Below are 26,763 nucleotides of genomic sequence, written 5' to 3'. Positions count from 1 at the left end.
AATTCAAGGCGTGCGCATGGCGCACGGTGCCCAGCGACGACATTGGTCCAACGGGATGGGATGGAGCACGGCGGTGGATGAACTCGATCCGGTTATCGGGCGGGTTCGGGCATGTCCAGGATCTCACTGAGCGGTCGGCGCGCAGTCGCCGGAGCGTTCGGCTGCGATTCGGGTGCGATACCGACGCGGACCAACACCTGGGGCAGGCCGGAGTGTCCGGTCAACTCCCGGACCACGGCACGGCTGCTCGGCACTTCGGTCAGGTGGGTCAACGGGCAGGTCGCGAAGCCGGCGAGCGTGCATTCCAGTAACACGGTCGACAGCACCTCACCGCAGCGAACCAGGTCCGCGGGTGTGTCGCCGTCGGTGGAAAGCACCAGGATCCTCGAATGGTCCTCGGTGATCTCGCCGCGCCGGTCGCCGGTGGTGGTGGTCGGGAACTCACGCCCCACGCCGACTCGCCGCCGTTCCTCCTGGGAGATCAGCGCGTCGCTGGGCACACCGGCGTCGCCGATCGTGTGCCCGGTCCACCATTGCAATTCGGCGTGGTATCCGGCGTCGTAGCGGCGGAGCGCGGCGCTCATCTCCGAGGCGCGGGCGAGATCGGGGCGGCAGTCGTCACCCAGCACGTCGAGTGTGGCGTCGGAGGGATCGAAGGTCGAGCGTAGAACGGTTTCGAAGTCGGGCCATCCGACAGGCGCCTGCAACGGCAGCCGGTCGGTGTGTCGTCGCAGGATGGCGTGGGCGCGAGCACGGTCGCCGTCAGTGATGATGGGAGCCGGTTGGAAGGTGATGTTGGCCAGGTGTTGGCGGCGGTTCGGATCGGGGAAGCGGGCAACATGAACGCGCCAGCCCGCCGCGGCCATCGCCGCGCGCAGATGATCCAGAGCGATTCCACAGCTGATCAGCATTTGCCTGCCGGAGGTGTCCGTCGCCGGAAGCATGCGTTCGGGTACCGCGAACAGACGCAAGGTTCGGCCGTCGAATGTCCAGTGCCAGGGTTGGCTGTTGTGCAGCGACGGCGCCCGCCCGGCCAGCGATACGGCCTTCTCGATGGTTTCCCCGGACGGTGGCACGTTCATACCGCCACGGTAGGGATCGAGAGGTGGCGTCCGGAGGAGTCGTAGGTCCCGAATCTCGTCGCAGGTGGTCCCCGGTCGGTCGAGTGCCATGGGACCTCGGCCCCTAGACGGGAGGCTTCGGTCCGTCCAGGCTGGATGCGTGGGAAAAGGTGCCACGGCGGACCCGCCGATCGACGCACGCAGACACGACGCGGTGATCTTCGATATGGACGGGGTGGTCACCGATAGCGCATCGATGCACGCCGCGGCTTGGACGGAATTGTTCGATTCCTTCCTGAACCAACGCCCCGCGGGCGCCGGACAGGACCGCTCACCGTTCACCGAGGACGACTATCTACGCTTCGTGGACGGCAAACCGCGTTATCGGGGTGTCGCCGATTTCCTCGCCGCACGTGGAATCGCACTGCCCTGGGGAAGACCCTCCGATCCGGAAACGGCTGAGACGGTATGCGGGCTGGGCAACCGGAAAGATCACCTTTTTCTGGCGCAAGTCGCGCGGGAGGGAGTACGGGTATTCGAATCGACCGTCACACTGGTGCGGCGCCTCGGCGACGCGGGCATTCGTACCGGGGTGTTCTCCGCCAGTCGTAACTGCGCCGAAGTGCTCACGGCAGCCGGCGTCGCCGACTTGTTCACCGTGCGAGTGGACGGCATCGATGCCGAGAAGCTGGGCCTGCCGGGGAAGCCCGATCCGTCGATGCTGCTCGAGGCAGCCAGGCGGCTCGGTGCCGAACCGGACCGGACGGTGGTCGTCGAGGACGCCGAGGCGGGGGTGGCAGCCGGCCGCAGTGGAGGTTTCGCACTGGTTGTCGGCCTCGACCGGCACGCGGGCGTCGATCGTCTCCTGGCGCATGGGGCGGACTTCGTCGTCGCCGACCTGGCGCAGGTGCGGTTGCGTGGCGGCTTCCGGCGGATATCGGAAATCCCCGACGCCATGGCGTACTGGTCGCGCATCGTGGATCTGCTGGGTGGCGAGAAGCCGGCCGTCGTACTGGACTTCGATGGCACGGTGGCCGAGATCGTCACCGATCCCGCCGCCGCCGAACCCGTCGACGGCGTGGCCGCGGCGCTGACGACGCTTGCCACGCAGTGCCCGGTCGCGGTCATCAGCGGCCGTGATCTGGACGACCTGCGCGACCGCGTCGGTGTCGACGGCATCTGGTATGCCGGTAGCCACGGTTTCGAACTGATGGCCCCCGACGGTACCCGGCATGTCCACGACGCCATGCCGGGAGCGGAGCGGGCCCTCGCCGAAGCCGCGGGTGAACTACGCCGGAGATCGGCCGACATCACGGGAGCGCTGGTCGAGCACAAGCGCTTCGCGGTCGCGGTTCATCACCGCAATGTGGCGACCGAGAACGTCGGGCGGGTGATCGCCGCGGTACACGAGGCCGGGCACGCGGCGGGCCTGCGTGTGACGCACGGCCGTCGGGTCACCGAATTGCGACCGGATGTGGACTGGGACAAGGGTAGTGTGTTGCGGTGGATCCTCGATCGTCTCACCGTCCCGGTGTTGCCGATCTATCTCGGCGACGACCTGACCGACGAGGACGCCTTCGATGCCGTCGAAGCCGACGGCATCGCCATCGTGGTGCGCGCCGAAGAGACCGGCGACCGGCACACCGCTGCCCGCTACTCGGTCGGCGGACCACAACAGGTGCGCGCTTTTCTCGAACGGCTGGCGGAATTGTCGCGGGCCGAACCGGATGCCGTCGTGCCGGAGTCGTGGACGCTCACCTTCGACGGGTACGACGCGACCGAGGAGAAGTTGCGCGAGGCGCTGTGCACGCTCGGAAACGGCTACTTCGCCACCCGTGGGGCTGCGCCGGAAACCGTCGCGGGGGCGGTCCACTATCCGGGTACTTATGTCGCCGGGGTGTACAACCGGCTCTCCGACGAGATCGCCGGGCACGTCATCGACAACGAGAGTCTGGTGAATCTGCCGAACTGGCTTCCGGTGACCTTTCAGATCGATGGCGGCGACTGGTTCGACCTCGATACCGCCGAATTGGTGTCATACCGCCAGGAACTGGATCTGCGCCGCGCCGAACTGGTACGCCGGTTCCGCTTTCGCGACGTCTCGGGGCGGATCACCGTGGTATCGCAACGCCGCTTCGTCGCCATGCACTGCCCGCATCTGGGGGCCTTGGAAGTGACGATCACCCCCGAGAATTGGTCGGGCACCGTTCGAATCCGCTCGGCGATCGAAGGAAGGGTACGCAATCATCTGGTGCAGCGTTACAGCGCCCTCTCCGGCACGCACCTGACCGTCGAGGACGCGGTAGCCCTGTCCGGCGATTCGGTGCTGCTCGCGGTGCGGACCAACTCATCCGCCATACCGGTGGCGATCGCGACGCGCAGCACGCTGCGACGCGGCGGGGAACCGGCCTGCGTTGCGAGGGAACTGATCGATCGAGACGGATCAATCGGTCACGAGTACACCGTCGACATCGCAGCCGGCGAGCCGGTGACGGTGGAGAAGATCGTGGCGGTGTTCACCGGCCGCGACAACGCGGCCGCGGGTCCCGAGGAAGAAGCTGCCCGGACGATCACCGGCGCAGGCGGTTACGCGGATCTGTTCGAGGGCCATGTCGTGGCGTGGGAGCACTTGTGGGCGCGGCTGCGCATCGATCTGGACGGTGCGCGAGACGCGACGCGGACCGTGCGTCTGCACTTGCTGCATCTGGCGCAGACGCTGTCGCCGAACACGACGGACATGGATGTGGGTGTGCCCGCGCGCGGCTTGCACGGCGAGGCGTATCGCGGGCACGTGTTCTGGGACGAGCTGTTCGTCTTCCCGGTGTTGAATCCGCGCTTCCCCGGTTTGACCCGCTCCCTGTTGCGCTACCGCTATCGCCGCCTGCCCGAGGCCCGGCGGGCAGCCGCGGAAGCGGGGCTGGTAGGTGCGATGTTTCCGTGGCAGTCCGGCAGCGACGGCCGCGAGGAGAGCCAGCGGCTGCACTTGAATCCGCTGTCCGGCGCGTGGAATCCGGATCCGAGCCGCCGCGCCCACCACATCGGTATCGCGATCGCCTACAACGTCTGGCAGTACTACCAAGCCACCGCAGACGGTGAGTTCCTCGTCGAGTGCGGCGCGGAGCTACTGGTGGAGATCGCCCGTTTCTGGTCAAGCCTGGCCGCCTACGACGCCGGGCGCGACCGCTACACCATCCGCGGCGTGATCGGCCCCGACGAGTTTCATTCCGGCTATCCGGACGCGCCCGAGGCCGGTATCGACAACAACGCCTACACCAACGTGATGGCGGCTTGGGTGATCCTGCGCGCGATCGACGCGCTCGCCCTGCTGGCTCCGCGCGAGCGGTCGGAGTTGCTGGAGAAGTTGTCGGTGCAGCCGTCGGAAGCGGAGCACTGGCCGGTCGTGGCTCGGCGGATGTATATGCCGTTCCATGACGGAGTGATCAGCCAGTTCGAGGGATACGAGCGACTGGCCGAGCTGGATTGGGACCACTACCGGCGGCGCTACGGGAACATCCAGCGGCTGGACCGGATACTCGACGCCGAGGGCGACGACGTCAACCGCTACCGGGCCGCCAAACAGGCGGATGTGCTGATGCTTTTCTACTTGCTGTCCGCCGACGAACTCCGAGAACTGCTGGCCCATCTCGGATACGACCTGCCCGGCGAGATGATCCCGCGGACCATCGACTACTACCTGTCGCGCACGTCGCACGGCTCGACACTCAGCGCGCTGGTGCACGCGTGGGTGCTGGCGCGGGCCAACCGGGATCGCGCCGTGGAGTTCTTCGATCAGGTGCTCGGCTCCGACGTCGCCGATATCCAGGGCGGCACCACCGCGGAGGGAATTCACCTCGCGGCGATGGCGGGCAGCGTCGACTTGCTGCAACGGTGCTTCACCGGCATGGAGCTGCGCCGCGACCGGCTGGTGTTCTGCCCTTACTGGCCGGAGTCCCTCGGCGCCCTGTGTTTCCCGGTAATCTATCGCGGTCATCGGCTGACCGTCCGGGTCAGCGGTGAAGGCGTCGAGATCAGCTCCGATCCCGGCCCGTCACCGCCTATCGAGATCACTTGCCGGGATCAGACCACACGCCTGACGCCAGGGGAGACGGTCCGGCTGATGGACTCGGTACCCGGACTCGCGGGGTGAATAGTCGGGATGGTCACCGCGAACACTGAATCGCATCGACACACCGTCAGGTGTGGTGCATCCTTCGGTCGAGTTCGGTGTGGGCGATTCGGGCCGCCCACACCCGAGCGCGGTCCAGCTCGCCCGGTATGAGCGGGCCGGTCGTATCGGCGACGAGGAAATCCACCGGCTGATCGGCGAGCGAATAGCCCAAGCGGGACAGTCGTTTCCCGATACCGCGTGCGGCCGAGCCCGCCAGCCAGGGCGGTTCGGCGATTTTCGTGCCGAAAGCCAGCGCGCGGTGGCCGGCCGATACCGGCAGTGCGGCCGCGAGCCATTCCCGGACACCGATGGCGGTCGCGACCGGAGCATTGGTGAGCTTGGCGGCGTCGCGGCGGGTCTGCGGGCGGCTGAGCCCGAACGCGTGAGTAGGGCCGCCGACCACGAGCAGGTTCACCGTCGCGCACACTTCCGCCGCCGCCACCACGTTCACGACTTCCACTTCGACATGCTCACGCAGTCCCTGGGCGATGGCTTCCGCGATCGCGGCGGTGTTCCCGAACATCGATTCGTAGACTATTCGCGCGCGCATGACGATGTTCTCCTCTGCGCTCTACCGGGTGAGGTCTCCGACGGTAGGGCGGCGGAGAGAGACGGCAACAGAGGCGAATCGACCATTCCCGTGGGACTTTCGCCATGGCGGGCCGGGCGGTGGTCTTCCTGGCTCACCTCGAGTACCGGCCAGCGCCGTGTTCGCGCACGCTGCCGATCGAGGTGGCGGCTTCGCGCGGCGGTCGAGGCGGGGTCTGATGTCCCGTCCGACGCATGACCTTTGTCTCTGTCGACGATCCGCCCGAAGCGCGATCCTCGAAGCTGATGGCGCCGGTCGTCGGAAGAGGTGGGCGGCGATATCGGAACGAATCTCCCGCCCGCCACCCGGCCACCGCGTAAGGCAGTGAACCCGGCCCTGAAAGGAACTCGGCATGTCCACTGAAGAGTCCTCGCGCCTCGCCCCACCGAACTCGTCGATCCTGGCGGCGGTGGACGGCTCGGCCAGTTCGTATCAAGCGGTGGCCTGGGCGGCCGCCGAAGCGGCTTTGCACCGTTGCCCGCTGCGCATCATCACGTCCATGGCCATACCGACCGGTTTCGGGCCGGGTATCTCGCTGGGAGAGGCAGACCTGGAGTGGATGCGCAGGGACGGCGAACGCATCCTCGCCGAGGCCGCGCGGGTCGCGCGCACAGCCGCGCCCGGGGATGAGCCCGCGATCACCACCGAGGTGAGCTTCGAACTGGTCATTCCGCTGCTCATCGAGCGCTCCGCGCAGGCACGGATGCTGGTGGTCGGTAGCCGCGGGCTCGGCGCGTTCCAGCGCGGACTGCTCGGTTCGGTGAGTACCGCGACCACTCATCACGCGCTGTGCCCGGTCGCGGTGATCCATGGAATGTCGGCGATCGACCCGGTATCGGCCCGTCAACCCGTGCTCGTCGGCGTCGACGGCACCGATAACAGCGTGCCCGCCGTCGAACTCGCCTTCGAGGAGGCATCGCGGCGGAAAGTGGAGCTGGTGGCGCTGCACGCATGGAGCGACACCAGCGGTCCCGACGTGCCGATCCGAGCATGGGACGAAGCCCGCGAATCGGCGGAGGCGGTGCTGGCGGAGAGCCTCGCCGGCTGGAGCGAACGCTACCCCGATGTTCCCGTGCGGCGTATCGTCACCGCGGATCGCCCGGCGCGATCCCTGCTGGACACGTCGGCGACCGCGCAATTGGTGGTAGTGGGCACGCACGGGCGAGGCGGCTTCGCGAGCACGGTACTGGGGTCGACCAGCAATGCGCTGCTGCACTCGATCGACGTGCCGATGATCGTGGTCCGTTCGAGATGACGACCGGACCGAGCATCGCCGAATCGAGGTCGGTCCGGCGCCCAGCACACTGATCCGAGTTACCGGTGCGGGTGATTCGCCGGCGCGGCTCTGCGCAGTTCCGCGCGGACGGCTTCGACCGCGTGTGGAACGGCGGCGGCGACCGGCTCCGACAAGCCGATCCCAAGGTCCAGGCATGCCGCGTCCACCGCGATGACGACGATCCGGCCGGGCACGCGGCCGATCGCGCGACTCAACGGTAACGCGTCCTGGATCCCCAGCGTGTGAGAGGACGCGACGGTGCGGGTGTGCCGGAGCAGATCGATACCACCGCGACGTACCCGGCCGGGAGCCGACGGCTCACAGCGCACAGCGTCGATCACCACGGCGAGGTCCATACCGGCCCAGAGATCGGCGACGCTCATGGGTTCACCGTCCGACAGGGTTACCAGAACTCCTGGAATGTCCAATCTTTCGATCTGGAGTGCGACGGCCGAACCGACTCCGTCGTCACTGCGGTAGGCGTTGCCCACGCCGATGACCACGGCCCAATGCTCGGTCATCGGCGCACCACGTCGATGTCCAGGAAATGCGCCGAGCAGGAGATACACGGATCGTAGTTGCGGATCTCGCGCTCGCATACCGCTGCGAGCGCGGCATCGTCGAGATCGAGATTGTCCGCGACCGCGCGCCGCAGGTCGTCCTCCATGACGGCTTGGTTCTGGGACGTCGGTGGGATGATCGTGGCCGCGCGCACGATGCCGCGATCGTCGATCTCGTAGCGGTGGTAGAGCAGTCCACGGGGGGCTTCGCTCACCCCGTGGCCGGTTCCGGCGCGGGGCGCTACGGGCACCGCCGCACGGGAGGGGCGTTCGTAGGCGGCGATGAGACTCAGCGCCTCCTCGATGGCGTAGACGACCTCGACCACGCGAACCAGGATGCTGCGGAACGGATTACGGCATTCGGTGCCGAGGCCGATCTCGGCCGCGACCTGGCGGGCGCTCGGGGACAGCTGGTGGTAGTTGAGCGTGTACCGGGCCAGTGGTCCGGTGAGATAGGGTTCGCCGTCGAGCATGGCGTGCAAGGCCGTGGAGTGCGGTACCTGGTGCTCGTGCACGTGCACGGGAACTTCCGCCGCGGAGAGCCGGAGCCCGGTGCTGGTGTGCACAGTCCCGGTGTCGATGGCGTATCGGTCCGGTACCGTGGCGGCGAGAAAGGCGGAATCTAGTTCAAGCTCGGGAAACTCGAAGGCAGCCGCTCGACGTCCCGTTCGCTCCGCGCAGTCGCGCGCGTTGCGGAGTAACTCGATCACGGGACCGAAATCGGCTGGTTCCGGGACCGAGTAGAAGCCGCCGAGCCGGACGTTGACCGGATGGATGGCCCGGCCACCGAGGAGTTCCAGCAGCGCGTTGCCCGCCTTCTTCGTCGCCAGTCCTTGTTCGACGAGTTCGCGGTGGTCGGTGGCGAGCGCGATGGCGTCCGGGTAGCCGAGGAAGTCCGGAGTGTGCAGTAGGTGAATGTGCAGGGCGTGGCTGGAGATCCATTCGCCGCAATACAGAAGTCTGCGCAGGTCGGCCAGTGGGCGGTCCAGCTCCACGCCGCAAAGCTGTTCGAGCGCGTTGCATGCGCTGGTCTGGTAGGCGACCGGGCAGATCCCGCAGATGCGGGAGGTGATGTCCGGGGGCTCGGTGTAGGCGCGTCCGCGCAGAAATGCTTCGAAGAATCGCGGTGGCTCATAGATGTTCAGCTCGGCGCTTTCCACCTGCCCGTCCGCGATGACGACGCGCAGCGCGCCTTCTCCTTCGACTCGAGCCAGCGAGCCGACCTTCAGCTGCCTACGCTGAATCATCGCCGTCCCTGTTCGCGAACTCCGGAGCGGCTGCGGCGTAAGTGGCGAAAACGCGGTCGATGTCGGCGGGTTCCATGCCGTTGACGCGCAGTATGGGAAGTAGCGCGTGGATATTGGGTTTCGCCATCGGACCGAAACAACCGAAACACCCGCGGTGATAGGCCGGGCACAGGGCGCCGCATCCCGCCTGCGTGACCGGGCCGAGGCAGGGAATTCCCTCGGCGACCATCACACAGGTGGTGCCGCGGCGTTTGCACTCGGTGCACACGCTGGTGTTCGGGATGTCGGGTGCGCGGCCGGCCAGGAACGCGCACAGGGTGTCGAGAAGCTGACGCCGGTCGATCGGGCAGCCACGGAGCTCGAAGTCCACCGGTACGTGCGCGGAGATCGGGGTGGAGGCGCCCAAGGTGGCGATGTACTCCGGGCTGGCGTACACCACCGAGGTGAACTCGGTGACGTCAGCGAAATTGCGCAGCGCCTGGATCCCGCCATGAGTAGCGCATGCCCCGATCGCCACCAGAATCCTGGACTGCTCGCGGATCTCCACGATGCGGCGGCGCTGTTCCTCGGTCGTGATCGAGCCCTCGACCAGCGACACATCGTAAGGGCCTGGCTCCATGGTGCTGGAAGCTTCCACGAAATGGATGATGCGCACCCGGCTCGCCAGGGCGAGCAGTTCGTCCTCGCAGTCGAGCAGGGTGAGCTGGCACCCATCACAGGAAGTGAACTTCCACACCGCGAGGGTCGGTGTCTCGGTCATAGTTCACCCACCGCCAGGAGTGGCTCGGCGGTCGCGTAGTCGACCACGGGTCCGTCCCGGCACAACAGCAGCGGGCCGAGTTGGCAGTGACCGCATCGCGCGACACCGCACTGCATGTTGCGCTCCAAGGACACTTGGATGTCGGCGGCGGAGATCCCTCTGCGCAGGAGAGTCTGCGCACAGAAGCGCATCATCGTCTCCGGGCCGCAGAGGAGGGCCGTGGTGTTGCCGGGGTCCACGGTCAGGCGGGCCAGGGGCTCGGTGACGAAGCCGACGCGGCCTCGCCAGCCCGGCGCGGGGCGATCGACGGTCTGCTCGAGTTCGACCGAACCCGCCGTCGGCCACCGTCGCTGGTCGTCACGGAACAACATGTCCGCCGGGGTGCGGGCTCCGCTGATCAGCACGATCCGCCGGTAGTCCGACCGGGCGGCGAGCGCGGTGAGCACCGCTGATCGCAGCGGCGCGAGCCCGACGCCGCCGCCCACGATGACCAGATCTCCTCCGATCGCTGACGCCAGGTCCCACCCGGTGCCGAACGGACCGCGGACGCCGATCCGGCCGCCGATCTCGGTGTCGTGCAACGCCGCGCTGACCGCTCCGACCGCGCGGATTGTGTGTTCGAGGATGCCGTCGTCGGCGGCGGGATTCCCGCTGATCGAGATCGCGATCTCGCCCACACCGAAGCTGTAGAGCATCATGAACTGCCCCGCCCCGAAACGTCGCGCGGCATCCCGCACCGGCTCCAGGCGCAGTGTCACGGTGTCCGGGGTCTGTATGACACGGTCTATCACGCGGTAAGGCAGCATCGTGTCGCCGTACGGCACCGTGCGGGTCTGCGTGTCGACGCTCATCGGGCGCCTCGTCCGGCCGTGCCGCGCGCTGCGGCGGCGGCGCACGTTTCGGTAGGGTTGCGGTAGAGGTCGAGCAGCCGCGCCCGGGTAGCCTGTAGTCGTTCCAGCAGCGCCTCGAAGAGCATCATGGCCAGCGCGCGGCCGAATCGCGGGTCCTGATCGGCCAGTTCGGACAATATTCGCGCGTCGAATTCGACGGCCTCGACCGGTTCGGCGGTCACCGCGCCGAAATGCCACCGATACGGTGGTACGAGCCAGGACCAGCCGAGCAGATCGCCGCCGCCGAGTGTCTGGAGGACAACGGCTCCGCGCCCCGGCACCTGGGCGTCCAGCAGTATTCGGCCGTGTCCGATCAGCCAGCATCGGTCGGCCTGCCCGCCTTCGGTGATCATCCGGTGGCCGACGGGGAAGGCCACGTCACGCCCGGCGCGGGCCAGTGTGCGCAGCTCGTTCTCGCTCAGCGCCGCCAACTGCCCGAACCCGGACAATTCCTCACCGGTCGGCATGGTCGGTTTCCTCGGCCAGTTCGGCCAGCCGGGCCACCTCGGCGGTCAGATCGATCTCGGCGGGACACCAGGCGATGCACCGTCCGCAGCCGACGCACCCCGAACTGCCGAACTGGTCGTGCCAGGTGCTGAGCTTGTGGGTGATCCACTGCCGGTAGCGGCTCTCGCCGGATTGCCGCACGCTGCCGCCGTGCAGGTAGGAGAAGTCCAGTTCGAAGCACGACGACCAGTGCTCCCAGCGTTCGGCGTGGTCTCCGGTGAGATCGGTGACGTCCTCGGTGGTGGTGCAGAAACAGGTGGGACACACCATGGTGCAGTTCCCGCAAGTGAAGCAGCGACTCGCGACATCCTGCCAGTGCGGGGACTCCCGCGAGTCGCGCAGCAGAGCGCGGATGTCGACCTCGGGCATCGTCCGGCCCATCCGGTCGGCCGCCGCGGACACCTCCGCACGGGCGTCGGTGACCTCCGTGGCGTCGGCACTGCGTGCGGTGATCTCGGCGAGGATTTCGGCTCCGTCCGCACTGCCCACGTCGACGAGGAACCGGTGGCCATCGACATCGATTCGCTCGGTGAGAGCCAGATCGTATCCGGCCGAGACCCCAGGGCCCGTACCCATCGACGCGCAGAAACACACCCCACCGGGTTCTGTGCAGTTCACCGCGACGATGAAGAGATCTTTCCTGCGGTCGACGAACGAAGCATCGGAGTACGTCCCGCCGCCGAGCACGCGCCCGAGGATCGCGATCGAGGTGAGGTCGCACCCGCGGACGCCCAGGAACGCGGACCGGACCGGTGCGTCCGCCACGGGTTCCGGCTCGAGGTCCGGCCCCAACTGGGCTATCTTGCGACGCGGCGGATGCAGGAACTGTTTCCAGGAGCCGGGTCCGGCCGAATGGGCGAAGACCGCCACGTCGTCGCGGCGACGCAGCCGATACCGTCCGGGCGCGGTTTCCACACCCCACCCGGCGGGGAGTCGCCCGCCGCAGTCCAGTTCGTCCAGGACGATCGCGCCACCGCGCACCTGTGGCCCGATCACGCGGTATCCCCGCTCCCGCAGCACGTCCACCAGACGATCCAGACCGGCACGATCGATCACCATGGGGTCGTCAGGCATTGTCGAGACCTCTGTTCGGTCGGATAGAGACGTCCGTTTTCGAGTCTCGTGAGCTGGACGGTGCACCGCGAGGGACGAAGGTCCCGAATCGCGATTGCCGACGGCATCGGACCCGGCGTCGCCGCGCCCGGCCGGGTGCTGCGCGATCAGAGGTTCGGGAGGCAGTCTCGGCTCTGGGTCCCGGAAAGAGTTTGTAAAATGAGGCGATGAAGTTCCTCTGGAATGCCGAGGAACCTCCCGATCTCAGCAAGATCGAGCACCGGGCAACCTCGGTTGCGCAGCTCCTGGTCGACCGCATCGCGGAGACTCCCGCCACGGAGGCATTCCGATTCCTTTCCGATGGTCGCTGGGCGAGCGTGTCCTGGAAACAGTTCGGTGAGCGCGTCGACATCATCGCCGCCGGGCTGATCGCGCTCGGAATTCGAGCCGAGGACCGGGTCGCCCTCATATCGTCCACGCGATACGAATGGGTGCTCGCCGACTTCGCCGTGATGTGCGCTGGTGCGGCCACCACCACCGTGTACCCCACCACCAACGCCCCTGGCGTCGCGTTCATCGTGGCCAACTCGGGCAGCCGTGTCGTCCTCGCCGAGGATCGGTCGCAGGTCGGCAAACTGATCGAGCACCGTGCCGAGTTGCCCGACGTGCGACAGGTGGTGATCTTCGACGGCGAAGGCGACGGAAACTGGGTGATCACGCTCGATGAGCTCGAGCAGCGCGGACGCGGACTGCTCGCCGCGTCCCCCGGCGCGGTGGTCGATCGCATCCGCGGCATCCGGCCCGAGCACCTGGGCAGCATCATGTACACCTCCGGGACGACCGGCACTCCGAAAGGGGTTCGGCTGCCGCATTCCGCATGGACGTACAGCGCCGCGGCGATCGATGCCGTGAACGTTCTCCGCCCGGACGACCTGAACTTCTTATGGCTGCCGCTGTCCCACGCGTTCGGCAAGGTGATGCTGGCGCTCGCGCCGCTGATCGGCTTTCCCACGGCGATCGACGGCCGGGTGGACAAGATCGTGGAGAACCTGGCGGTATTGCACCCCACCATCGTGGCGGCCGCCCCGCGCATCTTCGAGAAGGCGCATGCCAGGATCGAGAGCGCAATGGCCGAAGAAGGCGGGATCAAGAAGAAGGTCTTCGATTGGGCGGTCGGCGTCGGTCTGGAGGTTTCGCGGGCGAGGCAGGCCGGCAAAGATCCGTCGTTGCCGGTCTTGTGGCGGTACAGAGTCGCCGACAAGCTGGTGCTCTCGAAAATCCGCGCACGCTTCGGTGGTCGGCTGCGGTATTTCGTTTCGGCGGCCGCCCCCTTGGACCGTGATGTCGCGCAGTGGTTCGACGCGATCGGCCTCGTCGTTCTCGAAGGGTACGGTTTGACCGAGACCGCCGCCGCCTCGTTCATCAATCGCCCGGGTGCATACCGGTTCGGAACCGTGGGCAAGCCGTTTCCCGGCACCGAGGCCGAGATCGCCGAGGACGGCGAGATCCTGCTGCGCAGTCCCGGTGTGATGAGTGGTTATCACGACCGCCCCGAAGCCACCGCCGAGGCTTTGGACGCGGACGGCTGGTTCCACACCGGCGACATCGGCGAGATCGACGCAGACGGATTCCTGCACATCACCGACCGCAAGAAAGACTTGTTCAAGACCTCACAGGGCAAGTACGTCGCGCCGTCCGCGATCGCCGCCACGTTCAAAGGCATATGTCCGTACGCGGCGGAATTCATCGTCTACGGAGAGACGCGGCCCTATTGTGTCGCATTGGTCGGCCTCGACGCCCAGAGCATCACCGAATGGGCCGGTAAGCACGGTCTAGCGGGCAAACCGCTCCCCGACATCGCGCGGGACGAAAGAACCCACGAGGTGATCGCCGGCTACGTCGATCGCCTGAACACCCAACTCGATCGCTGGGAACAGATCAAGAGATTCGACATCATCGACCACGAACTGTCCGTCGAGGCCGGTGATCTCACGCCGAGTATGAAACTGCGCCGCAAGATCGTCGTCGAGAACCTCGCCGACAGCATCGACGCCCTCTATCGATGAATTGCGGGTCCCCGGGCGTGGTGGATGGCGTCGGGGGTGTGGGCGAAGATGTGCGCGTCCCCACCAGTGGGCAGGGCGCCGATCGCGGCTAGGCGGCGTCGGTGATCCTGGCGCAGACCGGACATCAGGACGGTGATGTGGCGGTGCTCGAGTTTGCCGATGGCATCCTTCAGCACGAGCGCGCCGGTGGTGTCCAGGGCGGTGATTCCGGACATGCGCAGGATGACCACGCGCACATCCGATACGTCGGCCAGTTCGAGCAGGAACCGGTGGGCAGCGGCGAAGAACAGGGGCCCCTCGATGCGGTAGGCGACGATGTGATCGTGCAGCAGGCCGGTCTCCTCGGCCGAGTACCCGGTCTCGTCGGCCGGATTCGTCAGCGGAACCTGCTGCAACCGAGCTTCTTTGGCGACCGACCGCAAGGCGAGCACCGTGGCGATACCGACGCCGACCGCGACCGCAGTCACCAGGTCCAAGGCGACGGTGACGCCGAAGGTGATCGCCATGATGATCGCATCCCCGCGTGAGGCGCGGGCGATCGCGGCCAGCGACGCGGTCTCCACCATCCGCACGGTCGTCGCCAGCAGCACGCCCGCCAAAGCTGCCAATGGGATCTCCGCCACCAGGGGTGCGGCGAGGTAGATGATCGCGGCCAGCACGACGGCGTGGGTCAGCGCGGCCAGGCGGGTGCGCGCGCCGGAACGGACGTTGACCGCGGTGCGAGCGATCGCGCCGGTGGCGGGCACGCCGCCGAACAGGGGAGCGGCGATGTTCGCCATACCCTGGCCGAGCAGTTCGCGGTCGGGGTCGTGGCGAGTGCCAACGGCCATCGCGTCGGCGGCGGTCGCCGACAACAGGGACTCGAGCGCGGCCAGTGCCGCCACTGCCAGTGCCGGTGCGATCAGCGACCCGAGTTGGTCGAGGCGTACGAATCCTGTTGTCGGTGCGGGCAATCCAGAGGGAATGGTTCCGATGGGAGTCAGGTCCAGATCGAACGCCCGCGCTGCGAGGGTCGCGGCGGCCACCGCGATCAACGCGAACGGCAGTTTCGGGAAATACCGGCCACCGGCCAGGACCACCGCGGCCACCGCCAGTGTGGTCGCAGGCGTCAAGGGGTGCGGGTGCGCGATGTATTGCCCTGCCGCGTCGAATGCCGACTGCCACACCTTCTCGCCCTCGGCGTGCGCGACATGCAGTGCGGACGGAACCTGTTGCAGCGCGATGACGACCGCGATGCCCGCGGTGAAACCTTCGATCACCGGGGCGGGCATGTAGCGCACAGCCCGCCCGACCCCCGCGAAGGCCAGTACCACCAGCGCCAATCCGGCCAGCAGCCCCACGGCCAGCACCCCGCTCGCGCCGTGCCGGCCGACGATGGGCACCAAGACCACCGTCATCGCGCCGGTCGGCCCGGATACCTGGAAGCGGGAGCCGCCGAACACCGCCGCGATCGCGCCCGCGACGACAGCGGTGGCGAGTCCGGCGGCCGCGCCCAGCCCTGAGGAGATGCCGAAGCCGAGTGCCAGCGGCAGCGCCACCAAGGCCACGATCAGACCCGAGAGCAGGTCGGCTCCGGGCGCGCGGAGCGCGGGTTTCCAGTCCGACCAGCGCGGCAACAGCGCGAACGCGTTCACAGGGCTCGGGCCAGACGCGACTTCAGCGCGGCCAATTGCGCACGCAGTTGATCGGGCAGCCGGTTGCCGCCGATGGTGGCGTACCACTCGTCGATCGACGCGGTCTCGAGCACCCACTCGTCGATATCGACGGCCAGCGCCGCGGTCGCCAGTTCCCGGGCGCCCTCCGAGAGGCCGGACAAGTCGAGAGCCTCGGCGGTGGGGACGAACCCGATCGGGGTCTCCACGGCATCGGCGGCGCCGTCCAAGCGGTCGAGTGCCCACTGGAGGACACGCACGTTGTCGCCGAAACCGGGCCACAGGAAACCGCCGTCGGCGCCGCGACGGAACCAGTTGACCTGGAATATCCTCGGCAGCTTCGCGGGGTCGGCGGCGGCGCCGAGCTTCAGCCAGTGCGCGAAGTAGTCGCCGACGTGGTAGCCGAGGAACGGAAGCATCGCCATCGGATCCCGCCGCACCACACCCACCGCTCCCGCCGCGGCCGCGGTGGTCTCCGACGACAGCACCGACGCGGTGAACACACCGTGTTCCCAGTCGAAGGTCTCGGTCACCAAGGGAATCGTCGTCTCGCGGCGGCCGCCGAAGAAGATCGCGGAGATCGGCACCCCGGCCGGGTCGTCCCACTCCGCCGCTACCGTCGGGCACTGCCGGATCGGGGTGCAGTATCGGGAGTTCGGATGCGCGGCAGTGCTTTCCGCATCGGGGGTCCAGTCCTGGCCGTGCCAGTCGATCAGATGCGCGGGTGGTGTATCGGTCAAGCCTTCCCACCACACGTCACCGTCATCGGTGCGTGCGGTGTTGGTGAAGATCGAATTCCCGGCATCGATCGTGGCGATGGCGTTCGGGTTGGTCCGTGCTCCGGTCCCCGGGGCGACGCCGAAGAACCCCGCCTCCGGGTTCACCGCGTACAGTCGGCCGTCGGCTCCGAACCGCATCCAGGCGATGTCGTCGCCGATCGTCTCCGCCCGCCAGCCCGGCAGGGCGGGTTCGAGCATGGCGAGGTTGGTCTTGCCGCACGAGGACGGGAACGCGGCCGCGATGTAATGGACCTTTCCCCGCGGGGAGGTGAGTTTGAGAATCAGCATGTGCTCGGCCAGCCACCCCTCGTCACGCCCGAGCACCGAGGCGATGCGCAGCGCGAAACACTTCTTGCCCAGCAGCGCGTTACCGCCGTACCCGGAGCCGTAACTCCAGATCTCCCTGCGCTCCGGGAAATGTGAGATGTACTTGGTCGCATCGCACGGCCACGGCACATCCACCTCGCCTTCTCGCAGAGGCGCGCCGACCGAGTGCAGGCACTTCACGAAACCGGTTCCATCGGTGATCTTGTCCCACACCGGCGCACCGGAGCGGGTCATGACCTGCATCGCCACCGCCACATACTCCGAATCGGTGAGCTGCACCCCGTACTTCGGATCGTCGGCATCCAACGGTCCCATGCAGAACGCGATGACATACATCGTCCGTCCCGCCATGGCCCCGCGATAGTGCTCGGTCATCACCGTGCGCATGTCCAGCGGATCGACCCAGTTGTTGGTCGGGCCCGCGTCCTCGCGAAGTTCCGAGCAGATGAAGGTGCGATCCTCCACCCGCGCGACGTCGTCGGGATCCGACGCGCACCAGAAGGAGTTCGGTTTCGCCGCGAGCGGCACGAAGGTGCCCTTCTCCACCAGCAGTCCGGTGAGCCCGTCCCACTCCGCCCGCGAGCCGTCGCAGAACACGATGCGATCGGGCGCGGTCAACTCCGCGACTTCGGCGACCCACGCCAGGATGCCCTCGTGCTCGGTGGGGCACTGCACGCTCGCGGCGACGTCTAGATGGTTGGTCAAGACGGACATCTCCTTCGCAAACAATTAGGTTATTAGTTTAGAAAAGCTGCAATCAATGGCCACGTGCGCACCCTCCGGGGGTGACGGAGGTCAGGCGGGTTCTTCCAAGGCTTCGACTTGGCCTGCGACGACGCCGGTGAGGATGGCCCGTGCGGCGGCCAGTAACTGTGCGACCTCGGGGGTTGTCAATTCGTAGGTCACCGAGAGCCCTTCGCGGCGCGCGGTCACCAGGCCGGCGCGCCGCAGGATCGACAACTGCTGAGACAGGTTGGCCGCCTCGATTTCGATCTCGGTCAGCATCTCGGAGACGGCGTGCTCACGCTGGCTGAGCAGCTCGAGCACCCGCACCCGCACAGGATGCCCGAGTGTTTTGAAGAAGTCGGCCTTCATCTGATAGAGCGGTCGCTGCAGTCCGGGCATCGATGACCACTCCTTCCACTCCCACCGGCGGCGGCTCGGCATCCACGGCCGCACCCTGTTTGCAGAGTTTAGCAAACAACGCAATCACTGCATCTCGCGCGGCCTGCCTTCGACTATGGTCCGGTGGGGCGCGGAGCGCGGGTCACGACGACAGCGGGTTCTTCTTCAACGCGACCGCGCCGAGGACGGCGGCGACCAGCCCGACGGCCAAGGCCACGAAGCCGCCGACGATCCCGTATCCCGTGCCCGGTCCGCCTTCGGCGGCGGCCACTACCAGTCCGCCGAGCACCAGCCCGGTCACTCCGGCAGCCAGCGCGGTGATCGCGCCGCGGCGTCCAGCGCGGTGGATGACGGCCCGGACGCCGGTGACGACGCCCAGCAGGCCCACCGCGACACCGACCAGGGACCAGAAGCGGCCGGGGGTCAACCCGGAGCTGCCCGCCTGGGCGAGAAGCTCCGAGGTGGCGAGCAGGTGCGGAACGGACATGGTGTGCTCCTTCTTCAACGACGCGGACGGAGCCCATCCTGTCTGCCGTACCGCTTTCCGGTCGTCCTGCGCGCGCAGCAACTTCACGCTGCCACCGAGGGCGTAGGAACCGGAGGGGAGTACCGCGTCCGCGGTAGACAGTGATCATTCCGGTGGACGACTCTCCCGCGCGGGCATCGGGTTAGGGTGCAGCCATGGAACGGCTTCGGGACTGGGCGATCGCCGTGGGCATCGCGGTGTTCCAGCTCGTCTCGGGGCTGTCGGGGCCGGTGGCCGGGTGGGTGCTGCTGGTCGCAGGCGGGTTGTCGTTGGCCGCCAGCCGCCGGGCGCCGGTCGTGGTGCTGGCGGTGACCGGGTCGACCGCGCTGGCCTACCAGGCCATCGGGGTGGACGTGCCCGCTGTCGCGTTCCTGTTCGCCGTGTACGCGGCGTTCCGTGCGGGGCGCCGAGTGGCGGCCGTGGCGGGGTCGGTTGTCATGGTGCTCGTCATGCCGCTCGCGTTGCTGATCGCACCGCGCGGGCTGCCCGTGGGCGAGGCGTTCGCGCAAGCCCGTGGCGTGCTGCAACTGGCGTGGTTGGTCGCCGCAGGCGCCGCGGGCGAAGCGCTGCGGCAGGCCGAGCGGCGGGCCGAGGAGGCCGAGCGTACCCGTGAGGAGACCGCGCGGCGGCGGGCCGACGAAGAACGCCTGCATATCGCGCGGGAATTGCACGACTCGCTGACCCATCAGATTTCGGTGATCAAGTTGCAAGCCGAGGTGGCCGTACATCTGGCCCGCAGGCGCGGCGAGCAGGTCCCCGAGGCGTTGCTGGCGATCCTGGCGGCAGGCCGCGAGGCATCCAGGGAGCTGCGGGCCACACTGGAGGCCCTGCGCGACGACCGCGAACCGTCGTACGGGCTCGATCAGGTGCCTGCGCTGGTGGAAGGCGTCCGCGCGACCGGCTTGGACGCGAAGCTGACGGTCGAGGGGCAACGCGAGGCCCTGCCTGCGGCGGTGGACCGGACCGCCTACCGGATCGTCCAGGAATCGCTGACCAACATCACCAGGCACGCCGCCGCCGACACCGCGTCGGTCCACATCGAGCACCGTCCCGACGCCCTGGTGATCCGAGTGGACGACGACGGCCGCGCCACGCCCGACACCACGCCGGCGCCTGGCGTGGGGCTGCTCGGGATGAGCGAGCGGGTCACCGCCCTCGGCGGCCGGTTACATGCCGCACCCCGCGGTGAGGGCGGTTTCACCGTTCGCGCCGAGCTACCTGTGGAGCGGGCCCGGTGATCCGCGTCCTGCTGGTCGACGACCAGTCGCTGATCCGTAGCGGATTTCGCGCGCTGCTCGACGCGGAGGAAGATATCGAAGTCGTGGCCGAGGCCGCCGACGGCGCCCGGGGCGTCGAGCTGGCCCGCGAACACCTCCCCGACATCGCACTCGTGGACATCCAGATGCCTGTCGTGGACGGCATCGAGGCAACACGGCGCATCGCCGCCGACCCGGCCCTGACCGGAGTGCACGTGGTGATACTGACCAACTACGGCCTGGACGAGTACGTCTTCGACGCCCTGCGCGCGGGTGCGGCCGGGTTCCTGGTCAAGGACATCCATCCGGAGGACTTCCTGTACGCCGTCCGGGTGGCGGCCCGCGGTGACGTGCTGCTCGCGCCGTCGATCACCCGCAAACTGATCAACCGCTACGTCAGCAGGCCACCGGACTCGGGGGAGGCTCCCGGCCTGACCGAGCTGACCAACCGCGAGCGAGAGGTGGTCACGCTCGTTGCCCGGGGCCTGTCGAACGACGAGATCGCCGAGCATCTGGTGATCAGCCCACTGACCGCCAAGACGCACGTCAACCGGGCCATGACCAAGCTGCACGCCCGCGACCGCGCCCAGCTGGTCGTCTTGGCCTACGAATCCGGCCTCGTGACCGCTCGCCGAGCCTGACCTTCCCCGGGGCCTGGCGTGGCCGTCCGCCGCGCCGAGCACGCTACGGAGGGTGCGTTGCCGCCCGCGCCCCGAATCGGCGTGTCTTCTCCGCGTTCAGTCCGATACCCCGCCAAAATGCGACACAATTGATCTGGATGTACGGGTGCGCACCCGCGTCGTTTTCACGGTGAACCCGAAATCGCACCGACGAGAAAATGATGGGCGCGAGTCGGCGATCGGCGCCGACGACTGGTACGGCGGCCACGCTTGAACCCATTGCGATGTCTCGAGAGATCAGCGAAGGAATCAGGATATGGCTCGATACCTGTTGGCGGCGAGTCCGATATCCGGTCATGTCGCACCCATGCGGGCCGTCGCGGCCGATTTGCGGCGACGTGGGAACCAGGTTCGGTTGCTCACCGGAGCCGTGTTCGGCACATCCATTCGAGCGCGAGGTGTCGAATTCTCGGAGCTACCTCGCGATGCCGAGGTGGCGCGCGCTGCACAGCCGCGTAATCGGGCCTCGGGTCTGGTCCAGCGGTGGCGAATCGGCCGAGTGGAATTGCAGTCCGCTTTTCTCGCGCCGATAGCGGCACAGCACCGTGCGTTGCGCGCCGAGCTGGACCGCGCGGACTTCGATGCCGTCCTGGTCGATGTGATGTTCACCGGGGCCATTCCGCTGCTGTTGACCCAGCGGGAACGTCCGCCGGTGATTGCCTGCGGCGTCGTTCCGTTGATGCTGTCCAGCGCGGACTGTCCGCCGTTCGGGACCGGATGGCAGCCGCAAGCGGGTCGCGACTACACGTCCATGAACCGGTTCGTACAACAGGTGCTGTTTCGCGGTGTCCAGGCGAAACTCGATGTAGTTCTGCGTGCGCTCGGCGTGGGGCCCGCGCCGGTTTTCCTGCTCGACTGGCCGCTCCTCGCCGATCGGATATTGCAGTTCACTGTGCCAGGATTCGAATATCCGCGACATGATCTGCCGCCGTCGGTGGTCTTCACCGGACCGATCCCGGCTCCTGCGGCCATGGATGCCGCCGTACCGAGCCGGTTGCCCGCCGCGGATAGTGCCGAAACGATTGTCCATGTCACTCAGGGAACATGGGACAATCGGTGTTTCGATCAGTTGCTCCGCCCTTCCCTGACCGCATTGAGTCATCGCCCCGATGTGCTGGTCGTCGCGTGTACCGGCGGCTCCCACGCACCGATCGGCCCGCTGCCGGCGAACGCATATGCGGCCGATTTCATCTCGTACGACCGTCTTCTACCGCGCGTCGATTTGATGATCACCAATGGTGGCTACGGTGGCGTCAACCAAGCCCTGCGCCATGGGGTGCCGTTGATCGTCGCGGGCGATACTGCGGACAAGCCTGAAACAGCGGCCCGCGTGGCATACGCCGGCGTGGGAATCAATCTCGGCACCGCACGGCCGCGACCCGCTGCCATCATCGCGGCGGTCGACCGGGTGCTGAGTTCGGGCGGCTTCCGTGACGCGGCGAACCGATTGGCGGCGGATATCGCGAATCGGTCCCCCTTCGACTCGGTCGCGGATGTGTTGACCGAAGTGACAGCAGGTCGGCGGCCCGCCGTATCCGCGCCCGCCGTCGGGCAACGGTATCCGTGGAAAGGGAACGGGGAATGACGGTGCCCGCCGATTTCGCCGTTGAGGAGAGGTGGACATGATGCGAACCGAACTCGACGCCGCCGGCATCACGGAGCCGGAACTGCGCCGGTCGTATCGGATCTGCCGCGAACTCAACGCTCGCCACGGGAAGACCTTCTTTCTCGCCACCCGGTTGCTCGCACCCGATCAGCGGCCCGCCGTGCACGCGCTGTACGGATTCGCCCGTCGCGCCGACGACATCCTGGACGATTTCCGCCCGCAGTTGTCGACGACCGAACGCGCTGCCCGGCTGAACGCACTCGCACGGCAATTCGAAGCCGGGGACACCGGTGGCGATCCGGTACTGGCCGCGGTGCTGCACACCGCGCAGACCTATCGGATACCGGGCCATTTGTTCAGTGCGTTCCTGGCCTCGATGCGTCTGGATCTTTCCGTCACCGACTATCCGGACCGCGCGGCGCTGGACCGATACGTCTACGGATCGGCGGAAGTGATCGGGCTACAGCTGCTGCCGGTGCTGGGCGCCACGGACACGGCGGCGGCCGCGCCCTACGCCGCCGCCCTCGGCAAGGCATTCCAGCTGACGAACTTCTTGCGTGACGTCGACGAGGATCTGGCTCGCGACCGTGTCTATCTGCCCGCCGATGAACTGGCCGCGCACGGTGTGGACCGAGAGTTGCTGTTGTGGTGCCGCCGACATCGCCGAGGCGAGCCGCGAGTGCGCCGCGCATTGGCGGCACAGCACGCGATCACCAGGAAGATCTACGCTCACGCGCGGGAGGGGATCGCATTGCTCGCACCTCGCTCGCGGCCATGCGTGACGACCGCGGCGACGCTGTACGCGGAGATACTCGACCGCATCGAAGCCGCGGACTTCGAAGTGTTCGGCCGACGCGCCAGAGTCGGCACCGGTCGAAGATTGCAGGTCGGCGCGGCGGGCCAGCTCCGCGCGTGGTGGGCACGACGGCCTGCCGGACCGACCCGGCCGAACACTCCGCGCGCGGCAGCGCACGATTCCGTATCACCGCTCGATTCCACCGATTCGCGCGAACCTACGTGAGGTGGTTGGGATGGACCATTGGCGTTATCTACTTGTTCTCCTCACCTGCCTGGTGCTGACCGCTCCGCTGGAGTTCCTCGGTGGCGGCGTCTACCGGAGACCGCGGCTGCTGCTCGGCGCCCTGCTGCCCGCCGTCACGTTGTTCGTCGTCTGGGACCTGGTGGCGATCGCCGCCGGAGTGTGGGACTACAACTCCCGCTATCTGCTGGGTGTGTTCCTGCCCGGGACGATTCCGCTGGAGGAGTTGCTGTTCTTCCTCGTCGTCCCGCTGTGCGGGCTGCTGACCTACGACGCGGTCGAAACGCTGCTCGGCGCTGCTCGCCGCCGCGGCAGCACCAGCCCGACGAAACAGCCGCGACGATGAATTCGGTGGGTTGGGGGTACACGTTTCCCGCCGTGGCGGCGGTCGTGGTGGTGTGTCTGGTCGAGTGCACGCTGTTGCGGACCGGGCTGTTCCGGCGACCTGGCTACTGGTTGACGATGCTGATCGTCCTCAGTTTTCAAATCCCCGTCGACGGGTGGTTGACCAGGCTCGACGCGCCGATCGTGCGGTACAACCCCGACCATGTCCTGGGGCTCCGGTTCCCCTGGGATATCCCGGTGGAGGACTTCTTGTTCGGCTTCGTCTTGGTGACCTCGGTACTCCTCGGCTGGGAGCGGACAAGGCAGCGGCAGGAAGGCGTGCGGCGATGAGGCGCGATGGGTCGGCTTCGCGGCGGCGCGGGGATTCCCGGCGCGTCCGCTTTCCCGCCGCCGCGGGGCACATGGACGTCGGCCGCGACGGTCGCCGCCCGCGCGCCGTTGTCGTCGGTGCGGGGATCGCGGGCTTGGCGGCCGCGACGGGGCTCGCCGAACGGGGATTCCACGTCGAAGTCATCGAACGCGAACGGTACCTGGGCGGACGGGTCGGCGGCTGGACCGAGCGGCTTCCCGACCGCAGCGCCGTCGGGATGAATCGCGGCTTCCACGCCTTCTTCGCGCAGTATTACAACCTCCGCAAACTGCTCGCCCGTACCGATCCGCAGCTACGCAGGCTGCGTCGGCTCGACGACTACCCGCTCATCGACGCCGAGGGCCGCCGCGACACCTTCCGCCATCTTCCGAGCACTCCGCCTTGGAACGCGCTCGCCTTCGCCCTGCGCAGCCCGACGTTTCGACTGCGCGATCTGATTCGTATGGACCCACGCGCCGCCGCGCCGCTGGCCGCGGTCTCGGTCCCGGACATCTACCACCGGATCGATCACCTGGATGCGGAAACGTTCCTGCATCGCGTCAACTTTCCCGAAGCGGCGCGCCACCTCGCGTTCGAGGTGTTCTCCCGCAGCTTCTTCGTCGCTCCCCAGCACATGTCCGCCGCCGAACTGGCGACGATGTTCCACATCTATTTTCTGGGCTCCAGCGAAGGCCTGCTCTTCGACGTGGCCGAGGACAATTTCGATGTCAGCCTGTGGACACCACTCGCGGAGTACCTCACCGCGCCGCGAGTGCCCCGGCGGCCGGGCACCGTCCGCATTCACACGGGCGTGCGCGTCGGCCGAATCGATGCGGACGAAACCAGCGGATTCCGGGTGCTCGACGACACCGACGCCGAGACGACCGCCGACGCGGTGGTCTTGGCCGTCGATATCACCGGGTTGCGCCGGATCGTCGCCGCGTCACCCACGCTCGGCGACGGCCCATGGCGCGCGCAAGTAGCCCGATTGGCTGTCGCACCGTCCTTCGCGGTGCAGCGTCTGTGGCTGAACCAGCCGATTCGTGCTGACCGTCCGAGCTTTCTCGGCACCGGCAATCTGGACCCGCTCGACAACATCAGCGTGGTGAGCAAGTACGAGAAGCAAGCGGCGGACTGGGCGCGCGAGAGCGGTGGAAGCGTCGTCGAATCGCACGCGTACGCCGTTGCGGACGGGATGCCGCCCAGCCAGGCGCGTGACGAGGTCCGCAGCCGGATGCTGGCCCGGCTGCACCATATCTACCCCGAGACGGCCGAAGCGCGCATCGTGGGGGAGACCATGCTGTGGCGGCAGGATTGCCCACGGTTCGCGCCGGGCGACTTCGCTCGACGGCCCGGTATCTCTACTCCGCACCCGCGATTGGTCCTGGCCGGCGACGGCATACGCGTCGACCTGCCGGTCGCTCTGATGGAACGCGCCGCCACCACCGGCTGGATCGCGGCGAACACGCTGGTCCGTCAGTGGGCCGGTGCCGGACACTCCTTGCAGACGGTCCCCATCCGGGGCCGATCGGCGATCCTGCGCGCGCTCGCCGCTCGCGGGGGTAGCGATGAGTAAGCGCGCCGAGTTCGGCAGATGGCCGAAAGACATACCGCTACAGCGGTTCGCGCCGGAGGAATGGTCTCGCCAGCGGCCGACCCACGCGGATGCCGACCCCGGTCTGATCGCGGCGGCGACACGATGGTCACAGCAGCGACCCTCGGGTAACTGGTACACCCTCGCGGCCAGTCGCAGTGTCGGTCGCGGCCGTCCGCTGAGCGCGACCATCGGCGGGATCGAACTCGTCGCCTGGCGCGACGAGCGCGACGTCTTGCACGTCGGTCCGGGAGCCTGTCCACACCTGGGGGCGCCGCTCGCCGAGGCGCAGGTCGATGACGCCGCACTGATCTGCCGATGGCACGGACTGCGGGTGGAAGCGACCGGATCCGCCCGATGGTGCCCGTACCCGAGTTACGACGACGGCGTGCTTGCCTGGGTGCGGCTGGACACGATCGGTGAGCAGACACCTACCGACACGCCGATCATCGGCCCCCGCCCCGCCGACACCACCGTGCACGCGGTGACCCGCTCGACCGGCGTGTGCGAACCCCGTGACATCATCGCGAACCGACTCGACCCCTGGCACGGCGCATGGTTGCATCCGTACTCGTTCACCCGCCTCGAGGTGACACAGACCCCGCCGCGGCACGACATCACCGAGGAGAATCACCGATTCCTGCTCACCGTGACCTTCCGAGTGACCCGCAGGCTCGGCGTGCCCGTCGTGGCCGAGTTCACCTGCCCGGATCCGCGCACCGTCGTGATGCGAATCGTCTCCGGTGAGGGAACCGGAAGCGTGGTGGAAACCCACGCGACGCCGATCGGCCCCGGCCCCGACGGCCGGGCGCGCACCGCGGTGATCGAAGCAGTGATCGCGAACTCGGAACGGCCGGGTTTCCGGTACGCGCATCGACTCCTGCCGGTGTTGCGCCCGCTGATGGCTCGCGCCGCGACGCGGCTGTGGCGTGACGACTTGGCGTACGCCGAGCGCCGGTACCAACTGCGTACTCACCGTCGATAGGGAGTGGAACCCCGGCGACGAACTGTTCACGCACGATCGATCACGAACGCGCCACTATCGCGACCGCCGATCCCACGGGTCCGCGGCGGTCGGCGTCATGGCCCAGCAGGTCCATCGACCCGCGGTGAACCGGGATCACCGCTGCGACCATCGTCGGGCTGATCTTCGGTGCCTGATCTCTTGCCCGCGCTCTTCGCGATTCGGCGCGGTTTGACCGTGCGCCGGATGTCGGCGGCGGGACTATCGCCACCAGCTCGTTTCCTGCGCAACGCGTCGAGGTCGACCACAGTTCCGTCAGGCTCGGCACCACCTGGATCGCTCTC

The 26,763-nt window shown here is 67.7% G+C and carries 23 protein-coding genes; 11 read left to right on the top strand and 12 right to left on the bottom strand.

The annotated features are described in order from the left end of the window. Window positions 1-92: 92 nt before the first annotated feature. Window positions 93-1,082: an Acg family FMN-binding oxidoreductase gene (locus U3653_RS18055; RefSeq protein WP_195081301.1), complete on the bottom strand. Its 990-nt coding sequence runs from the start codon at window positions 1,080-1,082 to the stop codon at window positions 93-95. A gap of 88 nt (window positions 1,083-1,170) precedes the next feature. Here U3653_RS18055 and otsB point away from each other — a divergent pair, with 88 nt between their 5' ends. Beyond that, window positions 1,171-5,208 (top strand): trehalose-phosphatase, encoded by a 4,038-nt coding sequence (otsB, locus tag U3653_RS18050; protein WP_195081302.1) that lies wholly within the window; start codon window positions 1,171-1,173, stop codon window positions 5,206-5,208. A gap of 46 nt (window positions 5,209-5,254) precedes the next feature. On the opposite strand, the gene U3653_RS18045 is transcribed toward otsB, so the two are convergent. After that, entirely contained in the window at window positions 5,255-5,779 is a 525-nt protein-coding gene (locus tag U3653_RS18045) for a flavodoxin domain-containing protein (RefSeq protein WP_195081303.1), read from the bottom strand. Between the two features lie 391 nt (window positions 5,780-6,170). Here U3653_RS18045 and U3653_RS18040 point away from each other — a divergent pair, with 391 nt between their 5' ends. After that, window positions 6,171-7,073, top strand: a complete 903-nt coding sequence (locus U3653_RS18040) for a universal stress protein (RefSeq protein ID WP_195081304.1) — start codon at window positions 6,171-6,173, stop codon at window positions 7,071-7,073. Between the two features lie 59 nt (window positions 7,074-7,132). Here the strand turns inward: U3653_RS18040 and U3653_RS18035 are convergent, their stop codons facing one another. From U3653_RS18035 to U3653_RS18010, 6 genes are read right to left on the bottom strand one after another with little or no spacing between them, the layout of a single operon-like run. Next, a complete protein-coding gene (locus tag U3653_RS18035) occupies window positions 7,133-7,615 on the bottom strand; it encodes a hydrogenase maturation protease (protein WP_195081305.1) in 483 nt (160 codons plus the stop codon). Then, entirely contained in the window at window positions 7,612-8,901 is a 1,290-nt protein-coding gene (locus tag U3653_RS18030) for a Ni/Fe hydrogenase subunit alpha (protein ID WP_195081306.1), read from the bottom strand. Before U3653_RS18030 ends, U3653_RS18035 begins: the two co-directional genes overlap by 4 nt. Further along, window positions 8,888-9,661 (bottom strand): NADH-quinone oxidoreductase subunit B family protein, encoded by a 774-nt coding sequence (locus tag U3653_RS18025; RefSeq protein ID WP_195081307.1) that lies wholly within the window; start codon window positions 9,659-9,661, stop codon window positions 8,888-8,890. Before U3653_RS18025 ends, U3653_RS18030 begins: the two co-directional genes overlap by 14 nt. Next, window positions 9,658-10,512, bottom strand: coding sequence for an FAD/NAD(P)-binding protein (locus tag U3653_RS18020; protein WP_195081308.1), 855 nt, complete (start codon window positions 10,510-10,512; stop codon window positions 9,658-9,660). Before U3653_RS18020 ends, U3653_RS18025 begins: the two co-directional genes overlap by 4 nt. Then, window positions 10,509-11,018, bottom strand: coding sequence for a Crp/Fnr family transcriptional regulator (locus U3653_RS18015; protein WP_195081309.1), 510 nt, complete (start codon window positions 11,016-11,018; stop codon window positions 10,509-10,511). The genes U3653_RS18020 and U3653_RS18015 overlap by 4 nt, the downstream gene beginning before the upstream one ends. Next, window positions 11,005-12,132 (bottom strand): 4Fe-4S dicluster domain-containing protein, encoded by a 1,128-nt coding sequence (locus tag U3653_RS18010; protein ID WP_195081310.1) that lies wholly within the window; start codon window positions 12,130-12,132, stop codon window positions 11,005-11,007. The genes U3653_RS18015 and U3653_RS18010 overlap by 14 nt, the downstream gene beginning before the upstream one ends. A gap of 206 nt (window positions 12,133-12,338) precedes the next feature. Between U3653_RS18010 and U3653_RS18005 the strand changes: the two genes are divergently transcribed. Further along, window positions 12,339-14,177: an AMP-dependent synthetase/ligase gene (locus tag U3653_RS18005; protein WP_195081311.1), complete on the top strand. Its 1,839-nt coding sequence runs from the start codon at window positions 12,339-12,341 to the stop codon at window positions 14,175-14,177. Here the strand turns inward: U3653_RS18005 and U3653_RS18000 are convergent. The 4 genes from U3653_RS18000 to U3653_RS17985 all read right to left on the bottom strand — a co-directional run bounded on the left by U3653_RS18000 (window position 14,168) and on the right by U3653_RS17985 (window position 18,547). Further along, entirely contained in the window at window positions 14,168-15,811 is a 1,644-nt protein-coding gene (locus tag U3653_RS18000; protein WP_323124257.1) for a SulP family inorganic anion transporter, read from the bottom strand. The two genes, U3653_RS18005 and U3653_RS18000, sit on opposite strands and share 10 nt — an antisense overlap. Beyond that, window positions 15,808-17,640 (bottom strand): phosphoenolpyruvate carboxykinase (GTP), encoded by a 1,833-nt coding sequence (locus U3653_RS17995; protein WP_323124256.1) that lies wholly within the window; start codon window positions 17,638-17,640, stop codon window positions 15,808-15,810. Before U3653_RS17995 ends, U3653_RS18000 begins: the two co-directional genes overlap by 4 nt. Window positions 17,641-17,730: 90 nt before the next feature. After that, the gene (locus U3653_RS17990) at window positions 17,731-18,060 is read right to left on the bottom strand and encodes an ArsR/SmtB family transcription factor (protein ID WP_195081313.1); all 330 of its coding nucleotides are present in this window, start codon (window positions 18,058-18,060) and stop codon (window positions 17,731-17,733) included. Between the two features lie 142 nt (window positions 18,061-18,202). After that, window positions 18,203-18,547: a DUF6223 family protein gene (locus U3653_RS17985; protein ID WP_195081314.1), complete on the bottom strand. Its 345-nt coding sequence runs from the start codon at window positions 18,545-18,547 to the stop codon at window positions 18,203-18,205. Window positions 18,548-18,741: 194 nt separating this feature from the next. Here U3653_RS17985 and U3653_RS17980 point away from each other — a divergent pair, with 194 nt between their 5' ends. From U3653_RS17980 to U3653_RS17945, 8 genes are all read left to right on the top strand, one after another. Further along, complete coding sequence (locus tag U3653_RS17980; RefSeq protein WP_195081315.1) at window positions 18,742-19,824, top strand: sensor histidine kinase; 1,083 nt, start codon at window positions 18,742-18,744, stop codon at window positions 19,822-19,824. Next, window positions 19,821-20,483, top strand: coding sequence for a response regulator (locus tag U3653_RS17975; RefSeq protein ID WP_195081316.1), 663 nt, complete (start codon window positions 19,821-19,823; stop codon window positions 20,481-20,483). Before U3653_RS17980 ends, U3653_RS17975 begins: the two co-directional genes overlap by 4 nt. Before the next feature lie 538 nt (window positions 20,484-21,021). After that, a complete protein-coding gene (locus tag U3653_RS17970; protein ID WP_323124255.1) occupies window positions 21,022-22,107 on the top strand; it encodes a glycosyltransferase in 1,086 nt (361 codons plus the stop codon). Window positions 22,108-22,144: 37 nt separating this feature from the next. Continuing rightward, a complete protein-coding gene (locus tag U3653_RS17965; protein ID WP_195081318.1) occupies window positions 22,145-23,149 on the top strand; it encodes a phytoene/squalene synthase family protein in 1,005 nt (334 codons plus the stop codon). Window positions 23,150-23,159: 10 nt separating this feature from the next. Then, entirely contained in the window at window positions 23,160-23,513 is a 354-nt protein-coding gene (locus U3653_RS17960; RefSeq protein WP_195081319.1) for a lycopene cyclase domain-containing protein, read from the top strand. Next, window positions 23,510-23,842, top strand: coding sequence for a lycopene cyclase domain-containing protein (locus U3653_RS17955; protein ID WP_195081320.1), 333 nt, complete (start codon window positions 23,510-23,512; stop codon window positions 23,840-23,842). Before U3653_RS17960 ends, U3653_RS17955 begins: the two co-directional genes overlap by 4 nt. Continuing rightward, window positions 23,839-25,437 carry an FAD-dependent oxidoreductase gene (locus U3653_RS17950; RefSeq protein WP_397070521.1) on the top strand — a complete coding sequence of 533 codons (1,599 nt, stop codon included), beginning with the start codon at window positions 23,839-23,841 and terminating at the stop codon, window positions 25,435-25,437. The genes U3653_RS17955 and U3653_RS17950 overlap by 4 nt, the downstream gene beginning before the upstream one ends. Then, window positions 25,430-26,440 (top strand): Rieske (2Fe-2S) protein, encoded by a 1,011-nt coding sequence (locus U3653_RS17945; protein WP_195081321.1) that lies wholly within the window; start codon window positions 25,430-25,432, stop codon window positions 26,438-26,440. The genes U3653_RS17950 and U3653_RS17945 overlap by 8 nt, the downstream gene beginning before the upstream one ends. Window positions 26,441-26,763 lie beyond the last annotated feature (323 nt).

Source organism: Nocardia implantans, from assembly GCF_035544775.1.
Classification (GTDB): domain Bacteria; phylum Actinomycetota; class Actinomycetes; order Mycobacteriales; family Mycobacteriaceae; genus Nocardia; species Nocardia implantans.
This window is presented reverse-complemented; position numbering and strand designations above follow the sequence as displayed.

Bases quoted from the DNA above. Each gene is read 5' to 3' on its own strand.
- U3653_RS18025 (WP_195081307.1), bottom strand. From the start codon at position 9,661: ATGACCGAGACACCGACCCTCGCGGTGTGGAAGTTCACTTCCTGTGAT.
- U3653_RS17960 (WP_195081319.1), top strand. From the start codon at position 23,160: ATGGACCATTGGCGTTATCTACTTGTTCTCCTCACCTGCCTGGTGCTG.
- U3653_RS18055 (WP_195081301.1), bottom strand. From the start codon at position 1,082: ATGAACGTGCCACCGTCCGGGGAAACCATCGAGAAGGCCGTATCGCTG.
- U3653_RS17965 (WP_195081318.1), top strand. From the start codon at position 22,145: ATGATGCGAACCGAACTCGACGCCGCCGGCATCACGGAGCCGGAACTG.
- U3653_RS17980 (WP_195081315.1), top strand. From the start codon at position 18,742: ATGGAACGGCTTCGGGACTGGGCGATCGCCGTGGGCATCGCGGTGTTC.
- U3653_RS18015 (WP_195081309.1), bottom strand. From the start codon at position 11,018: ATGCCGACCGGTGAGGAATTGTCCGGGTTCGGGCAGTTGGCGGCGCTG.
- U3653_RS17945 (WP_195081321.1), top strand. From the start codon at position 25,430: ATGAGTAAGCGCGCCGAGTTCGGCAGATGGCCGAAAGACATACCGCTA.
- U3653_RS18010 (WP_195081310.1), bottom strand. From the start codon at position 12,132: ATGCCTGACGACCCCATGGTGATCGATCGTGCCGGTCTGGATCGTCTG.
- U3653_RS17955 (WP_195081320.1), top strand. From the start codon at position 23,510: ATGAATTCGGTGGGTTGGGGGTACACGTTTCCCGCCGTGGCGGCGGTC.
- U3653_RS18040 (WP_195081304.1), top strand. From the start codon at position 6,171: ATGTCCACTGAAGAGTCCTCGCGCCTCGCCCCACCGAACTCGTCGATC.
- U3653_RS17985 (WP_195081314.1), bottom strand. From the start codon at position 18,547: ATGTCCGTTCCGCACCTGCTCGCCACCTCGGAGCTTCTCGCCCAGGCG.
- U3653_RS18030 (WP_195081306.1), bottom strand. From the start codon at position 8,901: ATGATTCAGCGTAGGCAGCTGAAGGTCGGCTCGCTGGCTCGAGTCGAA.
- U3653_RS18005 (WP_195081311.1), top strand. From the start codon at position 12,339: ATGAAGTTCCTCTGGAATGCCGAGGAACCTCCCGATCTCAGCAAGATC.
- U3653_RS18045 (WP_195081303.1), bottom strand. From the start codon at position 5,779: ATGCGCGCGCGAATAGTCTACGAATCGATGTTCGGGAACACCGCCGCG.
- U3653_RS17990 (WP_195081313.1), bottom strand. From the start codon at position 18,060: ATGCCCGGACTGCAGCGACCGCTCTATCAGATGAAGGCCGACTTCTTC.
- otsB (WP_195081302.1), top strand. From the start codon at position 1,171: ATGGGACCTCGGCCCCTAGACGGGAGGCTTCGGTCCGTCCAGGCTGGA.
- U3653_RS17950 (WP_397070521.1), top strand. From the start codon at position 23,839: ATGAGGCGCGATGGGTCGGCTTCGCGGCGGCGCGGGGATTCCCGGCGC.
- U3653_RS18020 (WP_195081308.1), bottom strand. From the start codon at position 10,512: ATGAGCGTCGACACGCAGACCCGCACGGTGCCGTACGGCGACACGATG.
- U3653_RS18035 (WP_195081305.1), bottom strand. From the start codon at position 7,615: ATGACCGAGCATTGGGCCGTGGTCATCGGCGTGGGCAACGCCTACCGC.